Genomic DNA, 23,507 nt, shown 5'->3' on the forward strand with positions numbered 1-23,507 from the left:
GTTCGAGTGTCGGAGGTGTGCGCGGCAGGCAGTAGTCTGTAGCGGCGGACGAGTTGGTCGGGCGACCGCGGCTCGGGGAACCGTGCGCTCGCGCGCGCAGGCCCAGAGCCGAGGAAAGTCCGGACTCCACAGAGCAGGGCGGTTGCTAACGGCAACCCGGGGTGACCCGCGGGACAGTGCCACAGAAAACAGACCGCCGGCGCGTGAGCGTCGGTGAGGGTGAAACGGTGCGGTAAGAGCGCACCAGCACCCCAGGTGACTGGGGTGGCTAGGTAAACCCCGCCCGGAGCAAGGTCGAAGGCCGCACCTTCTCGAAGGTGCGGCTGCGCAGGTGTTCGAGGGCTGCTCGCCCGAGCCTGCGGGTGGACCGCTCGAGGTACCCGGCAACGGTGTGCCCAGATGGATGGTCGCCACCCGGCGCCTCGGCGCCGGGGACAGGATCCGGCTTACAGACCAACTCGTCCGCCCGCTTATCGAGAATGTGTAAGCCGGCAGTCGCTACTCTCTGCCGATGACATTGCTCAAGTCATCCAGGGACACCCTTCTCACGGTCGCATCGCTCGCCTTCCTGGCGGCCTATGCCCTCCCGATCCTGGTGGTGGACCTGGCGCCGGGAATCCGGCTCCTCTGCGACGTCGCGATGATCGTCACCTGGGCGGCCTTCGCGCTCGACTACGGGGACCGACTCGTGCGGGCTCGCGAGAAGTGGCCCTTCGTCCGGGCCAACCTCTTCGAACTGGTGGCGCTGCTGCTCCCGCTGTTGCGTCCGCTTCGGCTGGTGGTGGTGCTCGCAGCGCTCAGCCGCAGCATGGCCGGATCGTTCCGGGGCAGGGTCGGGGCGTACGTGGTTGGCGGCACTGCGCTGTTGGTGTTCTGCGCCGCCCTCGCGGTCCTCGACGCCGAACGAGCCAATCCCGACGCGAACATCACCGGGTTCGGGGACGCGCTCTGGTGGGGGGTGACAACGGTGACCACCGTCGGCTACGGAGACCGGTACCCGACGACGGCGGAGGGCCGACTGATCGCGTTCGGGCTGATGCTCGGCGGCGTCGCGCTGCTCGGTGTCGTCACCGCGTCGCTGGCCTCGTGGTTCGTCGAACGGGTCGCCGCGGCCCAGGAGGACGGGGCGAAGCACACCAGCGACGAGATCCACCGGCTCACCGCGCAAATCGCGGACCTCAATCGGAGGCTGGCGGAGCAGGCCGGGGCGGCGAGCGCACAAAAAGATGCCCCCGCCGAATCGGCGAGGGCATCTTTGTCGACGTCCGACCTTAGATCGGGTTGACGACCAGGGTCGTCGCCCAGTGCTCGGCGGCGTCGGCTCCGAGATGCGGGAGGAGGGCATCGTAGAGCAGGTAAGACATGGGGGCCATGCGGGTGATTCTCCATTTCATACGGGTTGAGGCGGTGCAGCGCGGAAACTCTCGAATCCTGGGATACGGGTGCGGTGGATGTGACACGCCGTACCCTGCCGCGCGTAAGAGTCTCATGCTTGCGTGCAGTCCTCAAGCGAACGGGCCGAAAAGATTTCGAGGCGGCGGTTCGGATGGTGAGGGTGCCGGGAACCGGGCACACTGAAGACATGAGCGAGGACGAAGAGCACCTCTGGTACTACTGCGTGTCGGACGGTTCGGTGCGTCAGGGCAAGGACGCCCGCGGGCTCGACCGGATGGGTCCCTATCCCGATCGCGAGACCGCCGCGCGGGCGTTGGAGATCGCCGCGGAGCGCAACAAGGCCGCCGACAAGGCCGAGGACGACTGGAACAACTGACGGTCGGCTGCGCGGACGAGCCGAGCCACTACGCTCGGCAATTGTGATGACGCGTATCTCTGCCCGCGGGATCGACTTCGGTGCCATCCGGACCGACTTCTCGCTGACCGCCGACTTCCCCCCGAGGGCCATCGCCGAGGCGGAGTCCGCGGTCGACCGATACGCGGCCGAGCGCGCGGACCGCACCGACCTGGCGCTGGTCACCATCGACCCGCCGACGTCCATGGATCTCGACCAGGCCGTGCACCTCGAGCGCACGCCCACCGGGTTCGTCCTGCACTACGCGATAGCCGACGTCGCGGCCGTCGTGGTCCCCGGCGGCGACCTGGACGCGGAGGTCCGGCGGCGCGGCCAGACCTTCTATCTGCCGGACGGGTCGTTGCCGCTGCACCCGCGGGTGATGTCCGAGGGCGCGGCCAGCCTGCTGCCCGATCTGGTGCGGCCTGCCGCGCTGTGGCGGATCGAGCTCGACGAGCGGGCGGAGCCGGTCTCGGTAGCGGTCTCCCGTGCCCTGGTGCGTTCGGTCGCGCGGTTCGACTACACAGGGGTGCAGTCGGATTCGGAGTCCGGCTCGTTGCATCCCTCGATCGCGGCGCTGCCCGAGTTCGGCAAGCTGCGGCTCGCCTCCGCGATCGACCGCGGCGCGATCGAGCTCAAGCTGCCCGAGCAGGAGGTGGTCGGCGACGGCGACGGCTGGCGGCTCGAGCTGCAGCCGCGCACCGAGGCCGACGACTGGAACGCGGAGGTGTCGCTGCTGACCGGGATGTGTGCGGCGAAGCTGATGATCGACGCAGGCATCGGACTGCTGCGCACCCTGCCCGCCCCGGCGCCCGGCGCGGTCGCGGCACTGCGCAGGGCCGCGACCGCCCTCGGCATGGACTGGCCGTCGGAGGTCCCGGTCGGTGAGTTCCTCGCGGGCCTGGAAGCGAACACGCCCGCGACGCTGGTGATGATGACCGAGGCGACCTCGCTGCTGCGCGGAGCGGGCTACGCCGCGTTCGACGGCGAGGTCCCGGAGCTGGTCACGCATTCCGGGATCGGCGCCCCGTACGCGCACGTGACGGCGCCGCTGCGGCGCCTCTCGGACCGGTTCAGCACCGAGGTGTGCCTGGCGATCTGCGCGGGAACGCCGGTGCCGCAATGGGTTCGCGACGCCCTACCCTCCCTGTCGGATCTGATGCGGGGATCGGACACGTTGGCCAACAAGGTCGATCGGGCCTGCGTGGACCTCACGGAGGCCACCCTGCTCGCCGGCCGCGAGGGCGAGGTGTTCGACGCGGTGGTGCTGCGCGGGGTGGACGGCAAGCGGGAGGCCGAGGTATTCGCGCCGCAGGCGACGGTGATCGGCAAGTGCCTCGGCGATCCGCCGGAGGGCGAGGCGGTGTCCGTGCGGCTGGTTCAGGCCGACGTCACCGCGCGGACGGTGAAGTTCGGCTACCCGGCTACAGCTTCCGGCTAGCAGACCTGATCTTGCGCAACAGCTTTCGCGACCGCGGCACGGCGCGTCGGACCTGGTCGGCCTCGATGGCGGTCAGCACGCCGTAGGTGAAGGTGTCCTCGCCCGCGCCGCGGGCCAGGTCGGCCGCGGCCAGGAGCCGGGCCCGCGCGACCACGGAGTCGTGGTGGTCGCCGAGCACGGTCTGCAGCTTCTTGGCCGCCTTACCCGCCCGCACGGGCGAGGGACGGGTGGATGCGGCCGCCTCGGCCGCGTACCGGAGCGCCTTGGCGCGCTTGCGGACCGTGTGCAGGCGCTCCGGTGTCGGTTCGCCGGTGTCCCGTGCGGTGAGTCCCGCCTTCCGCGCGGCCTTGCGTAACTTGCGACGGGCGCGGTGTAGCCCGAATCGGACCGCGTCGGTTCGGTACGGGGGCGCCGCGAGCAGGGCGTCCAGCGAGGCCAGCAGCGCCTCGTAGCGAGTGTCGTCGAGCGCGGCAACCGCCTCGATGTGCGCGTCGCGGTAGGCGAGCTCGTTCGTCGCCACCAGGCGATGGCGGACCGGCCCGCGCACCAGTTCGGGCGGCTGCGAGTCGAGGAGGTCGCGAAACTGCTCGGCCATCACCTCGGCGTCCCTGGCATTGCCGAGAACCGTACCCAGCCATCGGAGTTCGGCCCGCACGCCGTCGGTGGCGCCGTCCGGGAACAGCGACTGGTAGCTGCCGAGCACGCTCCGAAGGCGCCGCGTCGACACCCGCATCTGGTGCACCGAGTCGAATTCGTCGCGGCGCACCTCGTCGGCGCGAGTGTCCAGTTCGTCGGCGTGATCGCGTAACGCCGCCAGCACGGCAGCGGTCCCGTCCGGTGTGCGCCCCTTGCCCATACCTCAGGTTTACCCGCCCTCGTCCGTCGCTGTCGAGAGATTCGGGCGTCAGCCGCGAAAGGCGTCGGTCGCCTCGACCAAGTGGTGGGCGATCCCCGGCTCGTTCGCGGCGTGCCCTGCGTCGTCGACGATCACCAGTCGGGCCGACGGCCAGGCCCGGTGCAGGGCCCACGCGCTGGTCGCCGGGCAGACCACGTCGTACCGGCCCTGCACGATCACCGCCGGGATGGTCTCGATCGCGGCGATGTCGCGGAGCAGCTGGCCCTCCGCGAGGAATCCGTGGTTGCGGAAGTAGTGGTTCTCGATCCGCGCGAACGCCAGCGCGAAGCGCGGCTCCGCGCTCTCCTCGACCCGTGCGGGCCGGGGCAGCAGCGAACTGGTGGCACCCTCCCAGGTGGACCAGGCGACGGCGGCCGCCAGCGCGACGTCGTCGTCGGGGGAGTGCAGCAGGCGGTGGTAGGCCTCGACGAGGTCGCCGCCCCGCTCGGCCTCGGGCACCGGAGCGAGGAAGCCTTCCCACAGGTCGGGGTAGATCGCGCTCGCGCCGCCGTTGTAGTACCAGTCGATCTCGCTGCGGCGCAGCAGGAACACCCCGCGCAGCACCAGCTCGGTGACCCGATCCGGTTTGGCCTGCGCGTAGGCCAACGCCAGCGTCGAACCCCAGGAACCACCGAAGACCTGCCAGCGCTGCACCCCGAGATAGGTGCGCAGCGCCTCGATGTCGGCGATGAGGTGCTCCGTGGTGTTCACCGACAGGTCCGCCCCGTCGGCGACGTGTGGGGTCGAACGCCCACAGCCGCGCTGATCGAACAGCACGATCTGGTAGGCGTCGGGGTCGAAGAACCGGCGGTGGTCGGCGGTGGTGCCGCCGCCGGGCCCGCCGTGCAGGAACACGACGGGCTTGCCGGCGGGGTTGCCGCTGACCTCCCAGTAGATGCGCTGCCCGTCGCCGACGTCGAGGTGCCCGGCGCGGTGCGGCTCGATCTCGGGGTACAGGTCCCGCATCGGTGTCAGAACCCGATCAGTCCCGATGCCAGGTCCGGGATCCGCAACGATTCGATGGCGTCGGCGCGCACATCCGGGCACTGCGCCTGGGTGATCGCGTCGATCCGGGCCTTGTTGCCCATCAGCTCGATGACATTGATGCCGTTCTGGGCGGCCCAGGTGCCGACGACCGTGTTCAGCCCGCCCTTGCCGATGGTCGGGGTGTAAGTGCGCCAGCTCTGCAGCTGCGCCTGCATGTCCGAGCACAGCTGGGCGGCCTGCGCCTGGGTGACGCCGCCCGCGACCGGGCCACCGGGCGCCGGGGCGACCGAGGTGTTGGGCAGGGCGCCCGTGCCGCCGCTCGGTGCGGGGGCCGGTGCAGGGGCGTTCTCGGTGGCGCAGCCGCCCGCGAGTGCGACGACCGCGGCGGCTCCGGCGACGGCGGCCGCGAAACGACGATGGAACATGTAGGCACCCTGTCTTTCGGTGAAGTGTGTGACGGCGCACGGGATACCCGCGCGCCGTTGTCATCGAGTGTGCCATCGCGCGACGACAACCCGCCCCGCGAGAGGGCGGATCGTCGTCGCGCGTGAAACCGGCGTCAGAAGCTGTGTTCCTCGGCGGGGAAGGTGCCGGACCGGACCTCGGCGGCGTAGGCGGCCGCCGCGCCGCGCAGATCGTCGCCGACGGCGGCGAACTTCTTGACGAACTTGGCGGTCTTGCCGCTGGTGTACCCGGCCATGTCCTGCCAGACCAGCACCTGCGCATCGCATTCGGCGCCAGCGCCGATGCCGACGGTCGGGATCGTCAGCTTCCGGGTGACCTGCCCTGCGATCTCGGCGGGCACCATCTCCATGACCACGGAGAACGCGCCTGCCTCCTGCACGGCGATGGCGTCGGCGACGAGCTGCTCGGCGCCGTCGCCGCGGCCCTGCACGCGGAAGCCGCCGAGGCTGTTCACGGACTGCGGGGTGAACCCGATGTGCGCCATCACCGGGATGCCGGCGGCGGTGATCGCGGCGATCTGCGGGGCGACGCGCTCGCCGCCCTCGAGCTTGACCGCGTGCGCCTGGCCCTCCTTCATGAACCGGGTGGCGGTGGCCAGTGCCTGCTCGGGGGAGGACTCGTAGCTGCCGAACGGCAGGTCGGCGACGACGAGGGCGTTCGGGGCGCCGCGGACCACGCCGCGAACCAGCGGGATCAGCTCGTCGATGGTGATCGGCACCGTCGTGTCGTAGCCGTAGACGACATTCGCGGCGGAGTCGCCGACCAGGAGTACCGGGATGCCGGCCTCCTCGAAGAGCCGCGCGGTCGAGTAGTCGTAGGCGGTGAGCATCGCCCAGCGCTCGCCCTCGGCCTTCATGGTCTGCAGGTGGTGGGTGCGGATCTTGGTTCGTTTGGCGGCCGGCTGAGCGGGCGCGGAACCGTAGGGCGCAGTGTTATCGGACATCAGTGTCCCTTTCGTGCCTCGAGGCCCAGTGCGGGTCCCCGGGTTGTGGGTGATGACGTAGCTCAGTCTGCCACCGGCCGACCCCCCCGAGAACAGGCGGTGACGTGCAATTGGTCACATCGGATCCGGCAGGGATTCGCCCGGATGGCGGGCGGAACTCAGCCGGATCGCGTCAGTGACGGGCGAGGGCGGTCCGGATCTCGGCCAGCACGCCCTCCTGGTCGAGGGTGAGCCGGTGCCAGGTGAAGCGCAGCACGTGCCAGCCGGCATTGACCAGGATGTTCTGGCGCTCGGCGTCTCGATTGAACCTCGCGGGATCGCGGTGCCAGGCCCACCCGTCCACCTCGATCGCGACGCGTCTGCGCACGAACGCCACGTCGATCTCGAACCCGTGGTCCCACACATGCGCGGCCCACCCGGTGAACCCCGCCGAACGGAGGAGGCGGTGCAGGATCCGCTCCGCCTCGGAGTGGCCGCCCTCCCCGGCCGACCGGAGCAGTCGGTCCGCCTCCGAGGTGCCGGCCCGACCGCGGTTTCGCTCGTGCACAGCGATCAGGATGGGCAGCGACGTGTGCCGCTGTAGGACGCGATCGAGAAGGGTTGATCCGTTCCGGAGTTCGACCGCCGCCTCCAACGCAGTCAATGGCAGCTCGGTCGCACCGAGGCCCCGAAAGGTCCCGATGTCCTCCCACCCCAGGTCGCGGCGGCGCATCCGGATGGCAGGGTCGGGCGACGCGGGGCGCCCACGCGGGACGGTCACCCAGTGCCTGGTCGGCGGTACCTCGGTGAGGCCGTGCCACCACGCGACGCTCGGACCGTATGCGACGGCGTCGGGGCCCGACCCGTAGACCGCCGCGCGCAGCGCCGCTGCATGGGTCAACGGGTTGTCCGCGCGGAGGAACACGCCGCGACGGAGTCGACGCCACTGACCTGTCGTTACACGACGGCTCACCGCGGACTCGCTCATCCCGGTCGCACGGGCCTGGCCGAGGGTGATCACACCATCCTGGCGGGCCATGATCGCGTTCAGTCGAGTCGACGTCATGCAGTGTTCGACGCGCGCCGAGTCGATCGGTTCCGTCGAATGTCGGATCCGGCAGTGATTCGCCCGCGCAGCGGGCAAAACCCTGCCGGATCAGGGCCGGGCCGGCGGTCCGCCGGCCCGTGGCACCATCGATGGCATGCCGATATTGCGCCGAGTCCCTGTCGTACTGGCCGTGGGAGCGCTCGTCGTAGCCATGGCCGCCGGATGCGGGAGCGTGGTCGACGGGGCCGCCAAGGGCGAGGCGGCAGGCCGGACCGCGGGCGACTTCTCCCCTGGGGCGGGCGCGGTCCCGGCGGGCCTGGAGGAGTTCTACACGCAGACCCCGCAGTGGGAGTCCTGCGAGGGCTACAGCACCGACGGGATGCCGCTGGCCAGCAGCCTCGAGTGCGCCGAGATCACCGTGCCGGTGGACTACGCGGACCCGACAGGGGACACCGCGAAGATCGCGATCTCCCGGAGCCAGGCGACCGGCCCGAAGATCGGGTCCGTCCTGGTCAACCCTGGCGGGCCCGGCGCCTCCGGCCTGGCGATGGCGACCGACGGCGGGGGCACCGCGTTGGGCGACCGGTTCGACGTGATCGGGTTCGACCCGCGCGGGATCGGCGCGTCGACGCCGCAGGTCCGCTGCCTGACGCCGCCGGAGACCGACGCGCAGCGCGCGGATCCCGGCGTGGACATGAGCCCGGAGGGGATCGCCCGGACCGAGGCGAAGAACGCCGACTATGCGCGCAAGTGCGCCGAGCGGACCGGCGCCGAGTTCCTCGAGCACGTCGGCACCCGCGAGGTGGTCCGGGACATGGACGTGATCCGGTCGGTGCTCGGCGACGAGAAGCTGAGCTATCTCGGGTACTCCTACGGCACCCGGCTCGGCTCGAGCTACGCCGAGACATTCCCCGCGAACGTGCGCGCGATGGTGCTCGACGGCGCGCTTGACCCGAACCAGGACCAGGTCCAGGAGGTGGTGCTGCAGGCGGCGGGCTTCCAGAAGGCGTTCGACGCGTTCGCGGCGGACTGCGCGCAGTCGGACGACTGCCCGCTCGGCACCGACCCGGCCCGGTTCAGCGCGCGGTTCAAGGAGCTGGTCGATCCGCTGGTCGACAAGCCCGCGGACACCACAGACCCCAGGGGCCTCGGCTACCGGGACGCAATCACCGGGGTTCAGCAGGCGCTGTACTCGCAGAACCTGTGGGGGATGCTCCGCGGCGGGCTCAGCTCCCTGGCCGATGGCCACGGCGACACCCTCCTGCAGCTGGCCGACACGTACGAGGGTCGCCAGGAGGACGGCAGCTACAGCAACATCGAGGACGTGTTCAACGCGGTGCGGTGCGTCGACGACCCGCCGGTCACCGACCGGGCCGAGGCAGGCGCGGCGGACACCGAGTTCCGACGGGCAGCGCCGTTCCTCGACGACGGCCGGGGCACGGGCAATGCCCCGCTCGACACCTGCGCCTTCTGGCCGGTGCCCAGCTCCGGGAGCCCGCACACGATCGATGCCCCCGGTCTGCCGCACCTCGTCGTGATCTCGACGACCGAGGATCCCGCCACGCCATACCAGGCGGGAGTGGAGCTGGCCAAGCAGCTCGGGGCCTCCCTGATCACGTACAGGGGGACCCAGCACACGGTCGCGATGAGTGGCGTCTCCTGCGTCGACGACCCCGTCGTCGAGTACCTCACGGAGCTGACAGAACCCCAGCCCGACCTCACGTGTTAGTAACCGATTTCACGATGTAACACAGATTTAACGGACTTTGCCTACTCTCGCGGACATGGATCGCCAAAAGGAATTCGTGCTCCGCACCCTCGAAGAGCGCGACATCCGTTTTGTCCGACTGTGGTTCACCGATGTGCTCGGCTACCTGAAGTCGGTGGCGATCGCCCCGGCCGAACTCGAGGGTGCCTTCAGCGAGGGCATCGGGTTCGACGGCTCGGCCATCGAGGGTTTCTCCCGGGTCTCGGAGGCGGACACCGTCGCCAAGCCGGACCCGTCGACCTTCCAGATCCTGCCGTGGGCGCACAAGGACGGCGCGCAGCACTCCGCGCGCATGTTCTGCGACATCGCGATGCCGGACGGGACGCCGTCCTGGGCCGACCCGCGGCACGTGCTGCGCAGGCAGCTCAGCAAGGCGAGCGACCTCGGGTTCAGCTGCTACGTGCACCCCGAGATCGAGTTCTTCCTGCTCGAGAACGGCCCCGCCGACGGCACCCCGCCGGTGCCCGCCGACAGCGGCGGCTACTTCGACCAGGCCGTGCACGACTCCGCGCCGAACTTCCGCAGGCACGCCATCGACGCGCTCGAGTCGATGGGCATCTCCGTCGAGTTCAGCCACCACGAGGCCGCGCCCGGGCAGCAGGAGATCGACCTGCGCTACGCCGACGCGCTGTCGATGGCCGACAACGTGATGACCTTCCGCTACATCGTGAAGGAGGTCGCGATCAACGAGGGTGTGCGCGCGACCTTCATGCCCAAGCCGTTCAGCGATCAGGCCGGCTCGGCCATGCACACCCACATGAGCCTGTTCGAGGGCGAGAACAACGCCTTCCACAACCCGGACGACCCGATGCAGCTCTCGGACACCGGCAAGGCGTTCATCGCGGGCATCCTCGAACACGCCAACGAGATCAGTGCGGTGACCAACCAGTGGGTGAACTCCTACAAGCGGCTGATCCACGGCGGCGAGGCACCGACCGCCGCGTCCTGGGGTCCGTCGAACCGCTCGGCCCTGATCCGGGTGCCGATGTACACGCCGAACAAGGCGTCCTCGCGCCGCGTCGAGATCCGCAGCCCAGACTCGGCCTGCAACCCGTATCTCACCTTCGCGGTGCTGCTCGCCGCCGGACTCCGTGGCATCGAGAAGGGCTACGAGTTGCCGCCCGAGGCCGAGGACGACGTCTGGTCGCTGACCTCCGCGGAGCGCCGGGCGATGGGTTACAAGGAGCTGCCCAGCAGCCTCGACACCGCGCTGCGCGAGATGGAGCGCTCGGAGCTGGTGGCCGAGGCACTCGGCGAGCACGTGTTCGATTTCTTCCTGCGCAACAAGAGGCGTGAGTGGGAGGAATATCGCAGCCAGGTGACCCCGTTCGAGATCAAGACCTACCTGGGTCTGTAAGCACCGATGGTCAAGCCGCCTACCGCCCGTTCCACCATCCCCAGCGTCGGCCGTCTCGGCCTCGTCGAGCCGACCGCCGGGGAGGAGCTCGCCCATCTCGACTGGGCCAACCCGGAGAGCCTGGAGCTGCTCTGGGCGCTCTCGCGCGCCGCGAATGCCGACCTGGCCTTGCGCACCCTGGTTCGCGTCAAGGACGGTCTCGGGGACGGTTGGGCGGAGCTCGACGCCGAACTCCGCACCGATACGGCCCTGCGGGGCAGGCTGTTCGGACTGATCGGCGCGTCGAGCGCGTTCGGTGACCACCTCGTGGCCGACCCGTCCGGGTGGAAGCTGCTGGCGGGGGAGGCCCGGCTGCCGAGCCGGGACGAGCTCACCGACGAGCTGCTGGCCGGCGTCAAGGCCACCCCGGACGACAGCGCGTCCGAGACCAACCTGGTGTACCGGGCGGGGATCACAGGCCCGGCCGCGATCGCCGCGCTGCGCAAGACCTACCGCGACCAGCTGATGGTGCTGGCGGCCTCCGACCTGGCGGCCACCGTGGAGAACGAGCCGGTGTTGCCGTATCAGACGGTCGGGCGCCAGCTCTCCGACATGGCCGACGCCGCGCTCACCGGGGCGCTCGCGGTCGCGGTCGCCGAGATCTACCCCGACGGGCCGTGCCCGGCCCGTCTCGCCGTGATCGCGATGGGCAAATGCGGTGCGCGCGAACTGAACTACGTCAGCGACGTCGACGTGGTGTTCGTCGCGGAGCCCTCGGACGCGTCCACCAGCCGGCTCGCGGGCGAGCTGATGCGGGTGGGCTCGGCCGCCTTCTTCGAGGTGGATGCGGCGCTGCGGCCGGAGGGCAAGCGCGGCGAGCTGGTGCGCACCCTCGACTCGCACATCGCGTACTACAAGCGCTGGGCCAAGACCTGGGAGTTCCAGGCGCTGCTCAAGGCACGACCGGCGACCGGCGACCTCGAGCTGGGCGAACGCTATGTCGACGCGCTGAGCCCGATGGTGTGGATGGCCTCCGAGCGGGAGGACTTCGTCGTCGACCTGCAGGCCATGCGCCGCCGGGTCGAGGAGATGGTGCCGCCGGAGCTGCGTGAGCGGGAGATCAAGCTCGGCCGCGGCAGTCTGCGCGACGTCGAGTTCGCCGTGCAGTTGTTGCAGCTGGTGCACGGGCGTGCGGACGAGTCGCTGCACGTGAAGAGCACCGTCGACGCGCTGACCGCGCTCGCGGCCGGCGGCTACGTCGGGCGCGACGACGCCGCGAATCTCGCTGCGTCGTACGAATTCCTGCGGTTGATCGAGCACCGGCTGCAGCTGCAGAAGCTCAAGCGCACGCACACGCTGCCGCCCGCGCACGACGAGGAGGCGCTGCGCTGGCTCGCCCGCGCCGCGCACATGCGTCCGGACGGCCAGCGGGACGCGCTCGGCGTGCTCAACGCCGAGGTCAAGCGCAATGCGCATCGGATCCGTCGCCTGCACGCCAAGCTCTTCTACCGCCCGCTGCTGGAATCGGTTGCCCGGCTGGACAAGGACGCGATCCGGTTGAGTCCGGACGCGGCGACGCGTCAGCTCGCCGCCCTCGGCTACACCGCGCCCGAGAACGCCCTCGGTCACCTGAAGGCGCTGACCGGCGGCGCATCCCGGAAGGGGCGGATCCAGGCCCTGCTGCTGCCGACCTTGCTCGAATGGCTCAGCGACACACCGGATCCCGACGCCGGATTGCTCGCCTACCGCAGGCTTTCCGAGGCCATGGTCGAACAGGACTGGTTCCTGCGGGTCCTGCGCGACGAGGGCGCGGTGGCCCAGCGCCTGATGATCGTGCTCGGGTCGTCCGCGTACATCCCGGACCTGCTGATCAAGGCGCCGGACGTGCTGCGGCTGTTCGCCGACGGGCCGACCGGACCCCGACTGCTCGACATCGACCCGGACGAGGTCGCCCGCGGGATCCTGTCCTCCTCTGCGCGTTACGACGATCCCGTGCGCGCGGTCAATGCCGCCCGCTCGCTGCGCAGGCACGAGCTGGCGCGGGTGGCGTCGGCCGACGTGCTGGGAATGCTCGATGTCCCGCAGGTGTGCCGCGCCCTGTCCTCGGTGTGGGCGGCCGTGCTCGGTGCCGCGCTGGACTCGGTGATCCGGGCCAGCGAGGCCGAGCTGGGTGGGCCTGTGCCCGCGTCGTTCGCGGTGATCGGGATGGGCAGGCTCGGCGGTGGGGAGCTCGGCTACGGCTCGGATGCGGACGTGCTGTTCGTCTGCGAACCCAGGCCAGGCGAGGACGAGGTCCGGGCGGTCAAGTGGGCCAACAGCATCGCCGATCGGGTGCAGAAGCTGCTCGGCGCGCCGAGCACGGACCCGCCACTCGAGGTGGACACCGGCCTGCGCCCCGAGGGCCGCAACGGTCCGCTGGTGCGGACGTTGGCGTCGTACGAGGCATACTACCGACAGTGGGCGCAGGCCTGGGAGATCCAGGCGCTGCTGCGCGCACACACCGCCGCGGGGGACCCGGACCTGGCTGTGCGGTTCCTGCACATGATCGACGAGACCCGGTACCCGGAGGGCGGGGTCTCCGAGCAGGCGGTCCGCGAGATCCGGCGGATCAAGGCCAGGGTCGACTCCGAGCGATTGCCGCGCGGCGCCGACCCGGCCACCCACACCAAGCTCGGACGCGGCGGCCTGGCCGATGTGGAGTGGACGGTGCAGCTGATCCAGCTCCGGCACGCCCACGACGTGCCCGCCCTGCACAACACCTCGACGCTCCAGACGCTGGATGCGATCGGCGCGGCGGAACTGATGAGCGAGACGGACATCGAGCTGCTGCGCGAGGCCTGGCTCACGGCGACCAAGGCCCGCAACGCCCTGGTCCTGGTGCGCGGCAAGCCAACCGATCAGCTGCCGGGACCGGGCCGGGTGCTGTCCGCGGTCGCGCAGGTCGCCGGCTGGAACTCCGGCGACGCCGGGGAGTTCCTGGACAACTACCTGCGCGTCACGCGCCGGGCGAAGGCCGTGGTGGAGCACACCTTCGGCGCCTGACCGGGCTCACGGGCAGAGCGCGTGCGAGAGCAGGGCCTCGCTGTCGGTCTGCTGGGTCGGGATCTGGGTGAGGGTGATGGTCACCGCACGGCCCTCGGTGCTCGCGCCGGACAGGGTGTAGTAGCCGGGGATTCCGCCGGTGTGGCCGACGTACCTGACCCCGCACGGCAGGTCGGTGGATCCGACGCCGAGGCCGTAACCCATGCCCTCGGCCTCGGAGGCGGCGGGTAGTGCCTTCGTCATCTCGTCGAGTTGCGCACGGGGAACCACCTTCCCGTCCAGCAGGGCGAGCCAGAACCTGTTGAGGTCGCGGCCGGTGGAGACCAGGGCACCCGCCGACCACGGGACCGAGGGCTCGATCATCGAGACGTCGGTCACGACGCCGTCGACGTCCTGGTATCCGGACGGGTGCGGGCCCCGGATCGCGCGCTCGCCGGGCCCGGGAAGGTAGGTGTCCTCGAGGCCCTGGGGGCCGAGGATGCGCGTGGTGAGCTCGTCGGTGTAACTGTGCCGGGACACCGCCTCGATCAGCATGCCCAGAACGATGTAGTTGGTGTTGGTTGTAGAGGAATCGGGATCCCGGCGGGAACTGCGCGGGTTTGGCCATCGCGATCGCCACCGCCTGGGCCGGGCTGATCGTGCGGTTCTCGTTCGCGGCGACCAGTTCGTCCGCCCCCGGCTCGCCCGCGAACTCGGGCAGCCCGCTTCGATGCTGCATGAGCTGCCGGACCGTGATCGCCGTGCCGTCCACGCCCGCGCCCGCGATCACACCGGGCAGGTAGCCGTCGATGGCGCGGTCGAGATCGACCTTTCCCTCCGCCACGAGTTGCATGATGATCGCGGACGTGAAGGTCTTGGTGATGCTGCCCACTCGGACCCGACTGTCGTCGGCGATCTCGGCGCCGGTCGTGCGGTCGCCGACACCGCTCGTCAGGACCGTGGTGGTGCGGTTGGCGCTCACGGTCGTCACGGCGCCGACGACCCCCGCGCCCGTCAACCCGTCGAGGTCGTTTGCAGGGTGCGGGTGCGCTCGAAATCCACACAGCCGCTGAGGAGTAGGGCGATCGCGGCGATGGCGGTGGCGAGCGCCGGCTTCTGGTGTCGCATGTCGATGACCGTACGGACGGGGCCGATCGGTGTCATCGGGGTTGCCCCTGATCTGTGCCCTGATCTTCGGTCGGGGGAGTGGCCGCGGTGACCGGATCGGCGTCGGAGTTGGCGTCGTGGGCGGGTTGCCGCGCCCGGACATCGCGCCTACGGTGGAAATCGCAGCACCTCGTTAGGCGAGGCTCCTGCACGAACACAGGCCACTGATCTGACGACGTCGAGAGACGCCCAAGGTTAGGACAGATCTCCCCGGATTAAGGGGTGATCCGAAGTGGCTTCCCGGCGTGATCCGGGATACGTCGTGCAGTGTCAAAGCCCTTACGTGGAGGTGTCAGATCGACGGAATCCATGTCGGATGATGGTGGATTCGACCTCGTGTGCTCGCAGGTTCCACCGCGGCGGTGCCCATCCGTTCGCGGCAGCCAGACGCAGGAGGAGGTGACCACCGTGGACGACCCGCCCAGTGGAGTTTTGACGCAACATGTTTCGGCCGACGGTGGTCGCTGAGGCGACTGGTCTCGCCCACCTCGGTCCTTCCCCTCGCGACCTCGGCGTCGCGTTCGAACCCGCGGCATTCGATGTCGCGGGGTAACCCTGCGCTGCGCGCAAGGGAACTAGGAGTTGGCGATGGATACGACGGTGATCATCCTGCGCGTGGTGCTCGGCCTCGCACTGGGCGCTGCGGTCGGGATCGAGCGACAGTGGCGGTCCCGCCTGGCAGGGCTCCGGACCAACGCATTGGTCAGTCTGGGGGCGACGCTCTTCGTGATCCTGGGCGCCTACAGCTTCGACGGTCCGGGAGCGGACCCGACCCGCGTTGCCGCACAGATCGTTTCGGGCATCGGCTTCCTCGGGGCGGGCGTGATCATGAAGCAGGGCGCCTCGATCACCGGGCTGAACACGGCGGCGACGCTGTGGGCGACGGCGGCGATCGGTGCGCTGGCAGGCGGCGGGATGTACTGGGCCGCGGTGATCGGCACGGTGGCGATCATGACGGCGAACACGCTGCTGCGCCCGCTCGGCAGGTTGATGGATCATCAGCCGGCCACCAAGGGGCGTGAGATGCCTGCGGCGGAATACGTCTTCGAGGTGACGTGCCGCGACGACGCCGAGGCCCACGTCCGCGGGCTCGCCGTGCAGTCGGTCTCGCGCCCGGAGTTCCGGCTGCGATCCGTGCGCTCGTTCGATCTGCCCGAGACCGGCGAGGTGACGGTGCTGGCGGAGCTGACGGCCGACGAACGGGACGACCGGCTGCTCGAGAGCGCGGTCAGCCGGCTCAGCATGGAGCCGCTGGTGACCCACGTGCGCTGGTCGGTGGAGACCGACTCTCGCTGCGCTCGGCCCGCCGCCGAGTGTGCAGCTGCCGTCGCCCGCTCTCGGCCGACGTGACGGTAGGTGCACACTCGGCGAAACGCCGCTGGAACTCGGACGATTGTCCACATATCGGCGCCGGTCGGAGCCGGGGGAATTGCGGCGTTTCGCTCACCCACCGCCGCGACCGGAAGTTACAGTCAGTCCTGGCTCGTCCTTCGTCTGCAAGGTGAGGATCGACATGAAACTGATGACCCGAACGTCAGTATCGGCCCTGTTCGCCGTGGCGGTGATTGCCGGAGCGGGAACCGCACACGCCAGCCCGATCGCCCCTGACGAGGGCCCGCCGCGACCGGTGGTCCCGGGGGTGCACCTGGTCGACCAGGCCCAGAAACAGGCGGCGCTGGAGAACATGCTCAACGAGCTCAATCTCGGCTGGGCCAACGGCGGCGCGGCAGGAACGGCGATCGGCGCGGCCATCGGGCTCGGGGTTGGATGCCTCTCGATGTTCCCCGGCAGCCTCGCCGGCTGCATGATCGGGCTGCCGACCGGTGCCGTCACCGGCGCGCTCATCGGCATCGCCAATGGCAACCCCAAGGCGCAGAAGGCGATCGAGGACTACATCAACACCCCTTCATAGCGTGGGTGTCGCGCTCGCACCGGGACCCGGTGCGAGCGCTGCCGCGCGTACGGACCGGGGAGTCGGTACGGATTCCGGCCCGGGTAACCGACGCATCACACCAGGTACCCAAACATCACAAAACGGGTACCCATGCGGGTAGTTCTCCCGATGTCTCGATTAGATAACGAAGGGACTCTGGGTTCCGCCAGTAGATCGAGCCACACGAGGTATCGGTCAGCGGAACTCCCGGAGGACCCCTCGCATGAGCAAGCACCGCCTGCAGAAGAACAACCGAATCGCCCGTGGTCTGTTGCTGGGGGCGATCACCGCGGGAGCGGTGATGATCCCGGTCGCCCCCGCGGTGGCACAGCCGCTGAGTATCCCGGGGCTGGGAAACATCGAGATCCCCGGCTTGCCGCCGGTGGGCGCGATCACCCCGGACGCCGTGGTCACGCACGGACAGCGCGCCCTCGACGCCGCGCAGACCAAGATCGGCGCGCCCTACGTGTGGGGCGCGACCGGCCCAGACACCTTCGACTGCTCGGGCCTGGTCCAGTGGGCGTACCGGCAGGCGGGCGTGTCCGTGCCGCGGACCACCTATGACCAGATCAACGGCGGAAGGCCGGTCGGCAAGGGTGACCTGCAGCCGGGCGACGTCGTGCTGTTCTACGGCACCGAGCACGTCGGCCTGTACGCGGGCGGCGGCATGGTCGTGCACGCGCCGACCCCCGGCCAGTCGGTCAAGCGGGCACCGCTCGACTCGATGCCCTTCACCGCCGCCCGGCGGTACTGACCCCCTCAGGACAACGGCGCCCCGACCAGGAATGGTCGGGGCGCCGTTGTGTGTTCAGTTGTTCAGCAGTTCGAACGACTCAGACGTCGCGTCGGCAGTGCCGACTTGCACGTCGCGTCGGCGGAGCCGACTTGCGCGTCGCGTCGGCGGAGCCGACTTACACGTCGTAGTACAGCTGGAACTCGTACGGGTGCGGCCGCAGGTTCACCGGGGCGATCTCCTGCTCGCGCTTGATCGAGATCCAGCTCTCGATCAGGTCGGTCGTGAACACGCCACCCTCGGTGAGGTACTCGTGATCGGCCTCGAGGCGGTCGATGACCGTCGCCAGGCTGGTGGGGGCCTGCGGGATGTTGCGGGCCTCCTCCGGCGGGAGCTCGTAGAGGTCCTTGTCGACCGGCGCCATCGGCTCGATCTTGTTCTTGATGCCGTCCAGGCCGGCCATCATCTGCGCGGCGAAGTTCAGGTACGGGTTACCCGAGGAGTCCGGCGCGCGGAACTCGATGCGCTTGGCCTTCGGGTTGTTGCCGGTGATCGGGATACGCACCGCCGCGGAGCGGTTGCGCTGGCTGTACACCAGGTTGATGGGGGCTTCGTAGCCCGGCACCAGGCGGTGGTACGAGTTGACCGTCGGGTTGGTGAAGGCCAGCAGCGACGGTGCGTGGTGCAGGATGCCGCCGATGTAGTGGCGGGCCATGTCGGACAGGCCCGCGTAGCCGGACTCGTCGTGGAAGAGCGGCTTGCCGTCCTTCCACAGCGACTGGTGCACGTGCATGCCCGAGCCGTTGTCACCGAAGAGCGGCTTCGGCATGAAGGTCGCGGACTTGCCGTTCTGCCAGCAGGTGTTCTTCACGATGTACTTGAACAGCTGCAGGTCGTCGGCCGCCGCGAGCAGGGTGTTGAACTTGTAGTTGATCTCCTGCTGGCCGCCGGTGCCCACCTCGTGGTGGCCGCGCTCGAGCTCGAAGCCCGCGTTCTGCAGGTTGGTGGAGATCTCGTCGCGCAGGTCGACGTAGTGGTCGTACGGGGCGACCGGGAAGTAGCCACCCTTCGGGCGGACCTTGTAGCCGAGGTTCGGGCTGCCGTCGGCGTTGACCTCGTTGCCGGTGTTCCAGGAGCCGGAGATCGAGTCCAGCTCGTAGAAGGCGCCGTTCATGCCGGAGTCGTAGCGGACCGAGTCGAAGATGTAGAACTCGGCCTCGGCGCCGAAGAAGGCGGTGTCGGCGATGCCGGTGCTGACCAGGTACTCCTCGGCCTTGCGCGCGACGTTGCGGGGGTCGCGGCTGTAGGACTCACGGGTGAACGGGTCGTGCACGAAGAAGTCCATGTTCAGCGTCTTGGCGGCGCGGAACGGGTCGACTCGGGCGGTGCTGACGTCGGGCAGGAGCATCATGTCCGACTCGTGGATCGACTGGAAGCCGCGGACGGACGAACCGTCGAACGCGAGGCCGTCCTCGAAGACGTCCTTGTTGAACGCGGACGCCGGGATCGAGAAGTGCTGCTGAACGCCCGGCAGGTCGCTGAACCGGATGTCGACGTACTCGATCTTTTCGTCGGCTATGTAGTTGATGACCTCTTCGGCCGTGGTGAACGCCACGCGTGTGCTCCTTCAGTTGGTGCCTGCCGATTGTGCATTCCGGCGGCTTGCGTCGAGACAGACGGTATGGACCTGGTGTTGCCCAGCAATCAAGGTTGTGTTTCGCCAGTGTTACACGTCTCGGAAAACGGTGTATCTCACACCCTCCCCGGGCCATCGTGATCCACCCGCCACGCTGGGCCTATCCTGGGGAGCATGGCGCGAAGCACTGGATCCTGGCTCTCCGGCCCCTCGGCGGCCCTTCCCAAGGGGGAGGACGGCACCGAGAACCTCTACAAGGGCGAGCGGCTCGGATTGCCGGAGTCGGGCCGCGGATCGTTGGTCGGGTCCGGCCGACGTCTCGCGGCCTTCATGATCGATTGGCTGATGGGCGGCGGCGTCGCGCTCCTGATCCTCGGCGGGGATGCGCTCGACGGCCGGCTCGGCAGCATCATCCTGATGGTCTGGTTCGTCGTCGGCGTGCTCACGGTCTCGCTGTTCTCCTTCACCCCCGGCCAGTACTGCGTGGGACTGCAGGTGGCCCGGGTCGACGCGCCGGTGCCCGTCGGCATCGTGCGTGCGCTGGCCCGCCAGGTGCTGCTGGTGTTCGTCATCCCCGCGCTGATCACCGATCTCGACGGCCGCGGCATGCACGACCGCGCCACCGGCACTGCGCTGGTTCGCTCGCGCTAGTAGCCCCGCACCCGAACGCGAAGTGCCCTCGACGTGATTCACGTCGAGGGCACTTCGGTTGTGAGGGGGGAGGGTCAGCGCCTGCGCATCGTGCGCTGGACGCCCTTCATCTTGGCTCCGCCGGGCAGCGGGCCCTTCGGCATGGCCGGGCCGCCGCGGGCGCCGAGCGCAGCCAGCCGCGCCTCGATCGAGTCCATCCGCTTGGTGTCGATGTTCTTCGGCAGCTTCGCGAGGTACTTCTGCAGCTGCGACAGCGGCACCTGGCCCTCGTCGTTGCCGATGATGATGTCGTAGATCGGGGTGTCGCCGACGAGCCGCGCGGTCTTCTTCTTCTCCTGCGCGAGAAGGGACTTCACCCGCTGAGGCGAACCCTCGGCGACCAGGATGACGCCCGGCCTGCCGATCACCCGGTGCACGGCGTCGAGCTGGGTTGTGCCGGCGATCGCGTTGGACACCCGCCAGCCGCCCTGCAGGTTGTCCAGTGCCCAGGCACCGGCGCCTGCCTGGCCCTCGGCCTTGCCGTACACGGTCTTCTGCACGCGCCTGCCGAAGATGATGAACGCGGCGAGCACGCCGAGCAGGATGCCGATCGGCAGCAGGAACCACTCGATTCCGAAGATGAGGCCGACAAGGAAGAACACCACGGCGAGCCCGACGACGGCACCGATCATCAGCGGCAGCAGCAGCTTGTCTTCTTTGCGCTGCATCTGGAACGCCTGCCAGAGCTGGCTCCTGCGCTCCTTCGATGCCTGCTTACGGGCCGCTTTCGCCGCAGCCTTCGCCTCTTTGGTGGGCTTGCCCTTGCCGTTCGCCATACGTCACAGGATACGTCCCTGGCCGGAGGCCGATCGCACCCGAGTGGTGGTCGGGCTCAGGCGCGGGCGAGCCGCTCCATCAGGGAGCTGGCTTCCTGCGAGGCGCTGCCCCCGTCGGCGAGATGTGCCTGGCCTTCGGGCAGCTCGCGGCCGTGGTGCGCCATCGCCTGCGCGTAGAGGCGACCGGCCCGGTAGGAGGAGCGGACCAGCGGTCCGGCCATCACGCCCGCGAAGCCGAGTTCGGTGGCGAACTGGGAGTGCTCGACGAACTCCTCCGGCTTGACCCACCGCTCGACGGGATGATGCCGCGGCGACGGACGCAGGTACTGGGTGATGGTGATGATGTCGCAGCCGGCCTCGTGCAGGTCGACGAGCGCCTGACGGATCTCCTCTGGCGTCTCGCCCATGCCGAGGATCAGGTTCGACTTGGTGACCAGTCCGAAGTCGCGGGCGGCGGTGATGACGCCGAGCGAGCGCTCGTACCGGAACGCGGGACGGATGCGCTTGAAGATCCGCGGCACGGTCTCGACGTTGTGCGCGAGGACCTCCGGCCGCGACTCGAACACCTCGGCCAGCAGATCCGGCTTGCCGTTGAAGTCGGGGATCAGGTTCTCGACGCCGGTGCCGGGGTTGAGGGCGTGGATCTGGCGGACCGTCTCGGCGTACAGCCAGGAGCCGCCGTCCTCGAGGTCGTCGCGGGCGACGCCGGTGATCGTGGAGTACCGCAGACCCATCGCCTGCACCGACTCGGCGACGCGGCGCGGCTCGTCGCGGTCGAGCGCGTCCGGCTTGCCGGTGTCGATCTGGCAGAAATCGCATCGGCGGGTGCACTGTTCACCGCCGATGAGGAAGGTGGCCTCGCGGTCCTCCCAGCACTCGTAGATGTTGGGGCAGCCCGCTTCCTCGCAGACCGTGTGCAGACCCTCCCGCTTGACCAGACCCTTGAGCTCGGAGTACTCCGGGCCCATCTTCGCTCGGGTCTTGATCCAGTTGGGTTTGCGTTCGATGGGGGTCTCCGCGTTTCGGATCTCGATACGGAGCAGCTTGCGTCCTTCTGGGGCCACAGTCACGGCTCCGATGCTACGCCCGGCGCGAGGACGCCGATCGACCGGGAGAGGCGCAGGCGATGGGCGTCAGGCGAACCGGTGCGTGGTGAAGCGGGTAGGCGCGGCCGCGGCCGCCTCGTCGAAGGTGATGCGCTCGATGTCGTGCTCGGTGACCTGGAGTTCGCCGTCGAGCGCGGCCGCGACCGCGGCGACGACAACAGGGGTGATCTCGGCGACGGTGACCGTCCGCCCGAGTTCACGCGAGAGCGAGGTGACGCCTGCGTCGGCGATGCCGCACGGGATGATCTCGTCGAAGGCCCCGAGGTCCGCGTCGCAGTTGATCGCGAAGCCGTGCATGGCGACCCCGCGCTGCATCCGGACGCCGATCGCGGCGATCTTGCGCTCGGGCAGCCAGGACCCGCCGGTCAGCGAGGCGGGCAGCCACACTCCTGAGCGGCCCTCGACGCGTCCGCATCCGATGCCGAGGTCGGTGCAGACGGAGATCAGTGCCTCCTCGATCCGCCGGACGTAGTTCACGACGTCGACCGGCACGGCGAGCTTGACGATCGGGTAGCCGACCAACTGTCCGGGCCCGTGCCAGGTGATCTTGCCGCCGCGGTCCACGTCGATCACCGGGATGCCGTCGGTGGGCCGGTCCTCAGGGGCGGTGCGACGCCCGGCGGTGTAGACGGACGGGTGCTCCAGCAGCAGCAGGGTGTCACGCCCGCTGTCCGCGGCCCGCTCGGCGACCAGTTCGCGCTGCAGATCCCATGCCGCCAGGTAGTCGAGAGTGCCGAGACTCCGCACCTCGAGGGGATCCGTGCTGAACCGAACCGAGGAAGTGGTGCCCATGGGGCACACGTTACGCCGGGCCCACCGGTCGGCTGGGCGCGGTCCGGGCCGAGGGCAGTCAGTCCGACAGCGCGGCGTCGATGGCTTCGCCGATCGTGTTGTGGTGGAAGGTGAATCCGGCGCTCTCCAGCGCCGTGGGTAGGACCCGCTGCCCGGTCAGTGCGACCTCGTCCGCGATCTCGCCGACCAGCGCGCGCACCGCGAATCGGGGCACCACCCATGGCGTCGGGCGGTGCAGGGCGCGGCCCAGCTCGGCTGTGAAGCACGCGTTGGTCGCGGGCGAGGGCCCGGCGAGGTTCACCGGGCCGCTCAACGTCTCGGTTCGCAGCGCGAACGCGATGGCGTCGAGCTCGTCCTCGAGGGAGATCCAGGACAGGTACTGCCGCCCGGTGCCGAGTCGGCCGCCGAGCCCCAACCGGAACAGCGGACGCAGGCGGCCGAGCAGCCCGCCCCGCGGCGAGATCACCGCCGCGCTCCGCAGCAGCACGGTGCGCACCCCGGCCTCCCTGGCGGGCATGGTCGCCGCCTCCCAGTCCCGACACAGGTCGGCCAGGAAGCCGGTTCCCGGCGCCGCGGTCTCGTCGACGACCCGCTCGCCGGTGTCGCCGTAGTAGCCGACCGCGCTGGCATTGAGCAGCGTCGTTACCCCGGCATCGGCGACCGCCCGCGCGATCACGTCGGTGGAGGTGATCCGGCTGTCCCGCAGCGTCTGCTTGAACGCACCGTTCCACCGGGTATCGCCGAAGTTGGCGCCGCACAGATTCACCACCGCGTCCGCGTCGGTGAAGGCGCGCTCGTCCAGCTCGCCGCGCTCGGGGACCCACCGGTACTCGTCCGGACCCGCGGCAGGCCGCCGCACCAGCCGCCGGATCTCGTGGCCGTCCGCCCGCAGCGAAGCCACAAGGGATGACCCGATCAAGCCGGACGAGCCGGCGATTGTCACTCGCATCGTGCTGCCTCCTGACGCCGTCGGGGGCACCACCGGTGATCCGGTGGTGCCCC

Annotated in this window: 21 protein-coding genes, 1 other RNA gene, 1 pseudogene and 1 riboswitch; of the genes and pseudogenes, 11 read left to right on the plus strand and 12 right to left on the minus strand. The window is 69.7% G+C overall.

Translation table 11 applies throughout. The annotated features are described in order from the left end of the window. Positions 1–49 precede the first annotated feature (49 nt). From rnpB to ABIC28_RS23250, 4 genes are all read left to right on the plus strand, one after another. Positions 50–465: RNase P RNA component class A (rnpB, locus tag ABIC28_RS23235), an RNA gene on the plus strand. Positions 466–511: 46 nt separating this feature from the next. After that, positions 512–1,285 (plus strand): potassium channel family protein, encoded by a 774-nt coding sequence (locus ABIC28_RS23240; RefSeq protein ID WP_097212104.1) that lies wholly within the window; start codon positions 512–514, stop codon positions 1,283–1,285. A gap of 297 nt (positions 1,286–1,582) precedes the next feature. Further along, positions 1,583–1,771 carry a hypothetical protein gene (locus tag ABIC28_RS23245; protein ID WP_077041980.1) on the plus strand — a complete coding sequence of 63 codons (189 nt, stop codon included), beginning with the start codon at positions 1,583–1,585 and terminating at the stop codon, positions 1,769–1,771. A 46-nt stretch (positions 1,772–1,817) separates the two neighbouring features. Then, complete coding sequence (locus ABIC28_RS23250) at positions 1,818–3,230, plus strand: RNB domain-containing ribonuclease (protein ID WP_354581082.1); 1,413 nt, start codon at positions 1,818–1,820, stop codon at positions 3,228–3,230. On the opposite strand, the gene ABIC28_RS23255 is transcribed toward ABIC28_RS23250, so the two are convergent. From ABIC28_RS23255 to ABIC28_RS23275, 5 genes are all read right to left on the minus strand, one after another. Next, positions 3,214–4,086 carry a CHAD domain-containing protein gene (locus ABIC28_RS23255; protein ID WP_354581084.1) on the minus strand — a complete coding sequence of 291 codons (873 nt, stop codon included), beginning with the start codon at positions 4,084–4,086 and terminating at the stop codon, positions 3,214–3,216. The genes ABIC28_RS23250 and ABIC28_RS23255 overlap by 17 nt on opposite strands. Positions 4,087–4,134: 48 nt before the next feature. Beyond that, complete coding sequence (pip, locus tag ABIC28_RS23260) at positions 4,135–5,100, minus strand: prolyl aminopeptidase (RefSeq protein ID WP_373560257.1); 966 nt, start codon at positions 5,098–5,100, stop codon at positions 4,135–4,137. Then, positions 5,097–5,537 carry a hypothetical protein gene (locus ABIC28_RS23265; protein ID WP_097212108.1) on the minus strand — a complete coding sequence of 147 codons (441 nt, stop codon included), beginning with the start codon at positions 5,535–5,537 and terminating at the stop codon, positions 5,097–5,099. The genes pip and ABIC28_RS23265 overlap by 4 nt, the downstream gene beginning before the upstream one ends. Positions 5,538–5,671: 134 nt before the next feature. After that, the gene (gene panB / locus ABIC28_RS23270; protein WP_097212109.1) at positions 5,672–6,520 is read right to left on the minus strand and encodes a 3-methyl-2-oxobutanoate hydroxymethyltransferase; all 849 of its coding nucleotides are present in this window, start codon (positions 6,518–6,520) and stop codon (positions 5,672–5,674) included. Positions 6,521–6,692: 172 nt separating this feature from the next. After that, a complete protein-coding gene (locus ABIC28_RS23275) occupies positions 6,693–7,565 on the minus strand; it encodes a PDDEXK-like endonuclease domain-containing protein (RefSeq protein WP_354581087.1) in 873 nt (290 codons plus the stop codon). A gap of 136 nt (positions 7,566–7,701) precedes the next feature. Between ABIC28_RS23275 and ABIC28_RS23280 the strand changes: the two genes are divergently transcribed. From ABIC28_RS23280 to ABIC28_RS23290, 3 genes are read left to right on the plus strand one after another with little or no spacing between them, the layout of a single operon-like run. Then, positions 7,702–9,276 (plus strand): alpha/beta hydrolase, encoded by a 1,575-nt coding sequence (locus ABIC28_RS23280; RefSeq protein ID WP_354581089.1) that lies wholly within the window; start codon positions 7,702–7,704, stop codon positions 9,274–9,276. Positions 9,277–9,331: 55 nt separating this feature from the next. Next, a complete protein-coding gene (gene glnA / locus ABIC28_RS23285; protein ID WP_097212112.1) occupies positions 9,332–10,672 on the plus strand; it encodes a type I glutamate--ammonia ligase in 1,341 nt (446 codons plus the stop codon). 6 nt (positions 10,673–10,678) lie between these two features. Then, positions 10,679–13,693 (plus strand): bifunctional [glutamine synthetase] adenylyltransferase/[glutamine synthetase]-adenylyl-L-tyrosine phosphorylase, encoded by a 3,015-nt coding sequence (locus ABIC28_RS23290; RefSeq protein WP_097212113.1) that lies wholly within the window; start codon positions 10,679–10,681, stop codon positions 13,691–13,693. 6 nt (positions 13,694–13,699) lie between these two features. Here the strand turns inward: ABIC28_RS23290 and ABIC28_RS23295 are convergent, their stop codons facing one another. Together ABIC28_RS23295 and ABIC28_RS23300 are read right to left on the minus strand one after the other, a co-directional pair. Beyond that, positions 13,700–14,404 (minus strand): serine hydrolase domain-containing protein, encoded by a 705-nt coding sequence (locus ABIC28_RS23295; protein ID WP_354581127.1) that lies wholly within the window; start codon positions 14,402–14,404, stop codon positions 13,700–13,702. Continuing rightward, a pseudogene (locus ABIC28_RS23300) lies at positions 14,313–14,663 on the minus strand (serine hydrolase domain-containing protein); the annotation flags it as partial. The pseudogene ABIC28_RS23300 and the gene ABIC28_RS23295, both read right to left, overlap by 92 nt. A 298-nt stretch (positions 14,664–14,961) precedes the next feature. Further along, positions 14,962–15,135, plus strand: a riboswitch (M-box (ykoK) riboswitch). Between the two features lie 292 nt (positions 15,136–15,427). On the opposite strand from ABIC28_RS23300, the gene ABIC28_RS23305 reads away from it, so the two are divergent. From ABIC28_RS23305 to ABIC28_RS23315, 3 genes are all read left to right on the plus strand, one after another. Further along, the gene (locus ABIC28_RS23305; protein WP_209926659.1) at positions 15,428–16,189 is read left to right on the plus strand and encodes an MgtC/SapB family protein; all 762 of its coding nucleotides are present in this window, start codon (positions 15,428–15,430) and stop codon (positions 16,187–16,189) included. Between the two features lie 163 nt (positions 16,190–16,352). Then, positions 16,353–16,751, plus strand: coding sequence for a hypothetical protein (locus tag ABIC28_RS23310; RefSeq protein WP_269589275.1), 399 nt, complete (start codon positions 16,353–16,355; stop codon positions 16,749–16,751). 244 nt (positions 16,752–16,995) lie between these two features. Beyond that, positions 16,996–17,526, plus strand: a complete 531-nt coding sequence (locus ABIC28_RS23315) for a C40 family peptidase (protein ID WP_354581092.1) — start codon at positions 16,996–16,998, stop codon at positions 17,524–17,526. A 157-nt stretch (positions 17,527–17,683) separates the two neighbouring features. Here the strand turns inward: ABIC28_RS23315 and glnA (ABIC28_RS23320) are convergent, their stop codons facing one another. Continuing rightward, a complete protein-coding gene (gene glnA, locus ABIC28_RS23320) occupies positions 17,684–19,120 on the minus strand; it encodes a type I glutamate--ammonia ligase (RefSeq protein ID WP_097212117.1) in 1,437 nt (478 codons plus the stop codon). Positions 19,121–19,315: 195 nt separating this feature from the next. On the opposite strand from glnA (ABIC28_RS23320), the gene ABIC28_RS23325 reads away from it, so the two are divergent. After that, on the plus strand, positions 19,316–19,792 hold the full coding sequence (locus ABIC28_RS23325) for an RDD family protein (protein WP_097212118.1): 477 nt from the start codon (positions 19,316–19,318) through the stop codon (positions 19,790–19,792). 74 nt (positions 19,793–19,866) lie between these two features. On the opposite strand, the gene ABIC28_RS23330 is transcribed toward ABIC28_RS23325, so the two are convergent. From ABIC28_RS23330 to ABIC28_RS23345, 4 genes are all read right to left on the minus strand, one after another. After that, entirely contained in the window at positions 19,867–20,607 is a 741-nt protein-coding gene (locus ABIC28_RS23330) for a DUF4191 domain-containing protein (RefSeq protein ID WP_097212119.1), read from the minus strand. Between the two features lie 56 nt (positions 20,608–20,663). Beyond that, the gene (gene lipA, locus ABIC28_RS23335) at positions 20,664–21,677 is read right to left on the minus strand and encodes a lipoyl synthase (protein WP_077041971.1); all 1,014 of its coding nucleotides are present in this window, start codon (positions 21,675–21,677) and stop codon (positions 20,664–20,666) included. A gap of 63 nt (positions 21,678–21,740) precedes the next feature. Then, a complete protein-coding gene (gene lipB, locus ABIC28_RS23340; protein ID WP_097212120.1) occupies positions 21,741–22,505 on the minus strand; it encodes a lipoyl(octanoyl) transferase LipB in 765 nt (254 codons plus the stop codon). A gap of 58 nt (positions 22,506–22,563) precedes the next feature. Continuing rightward, complete coding sequence (locus ABIC28_RS23345; RefSeq protein ID WP_354581096.1) at positions 22,564–23,454, minus strand: TIGR01777 family oxidoreductase; 891 nt, start codon at positions 23,452–23,454, stop codon at positions 22,564–22,566. Positions 23,455–23,507: the final 53 nt, after the last annotated feature.

Origin of the sequence: Rhodococcus sp. PvR044, assembly GCF_040548995.1 — a bacterium.
Taxonomy (GTDB): domain Bacteria; phylum Actinomycetota; class Actinomycetes; order Mycobacteriales; family Mycobacteriaceae; genus Rhodococcus_G; species Rhodococcus_G oryzae.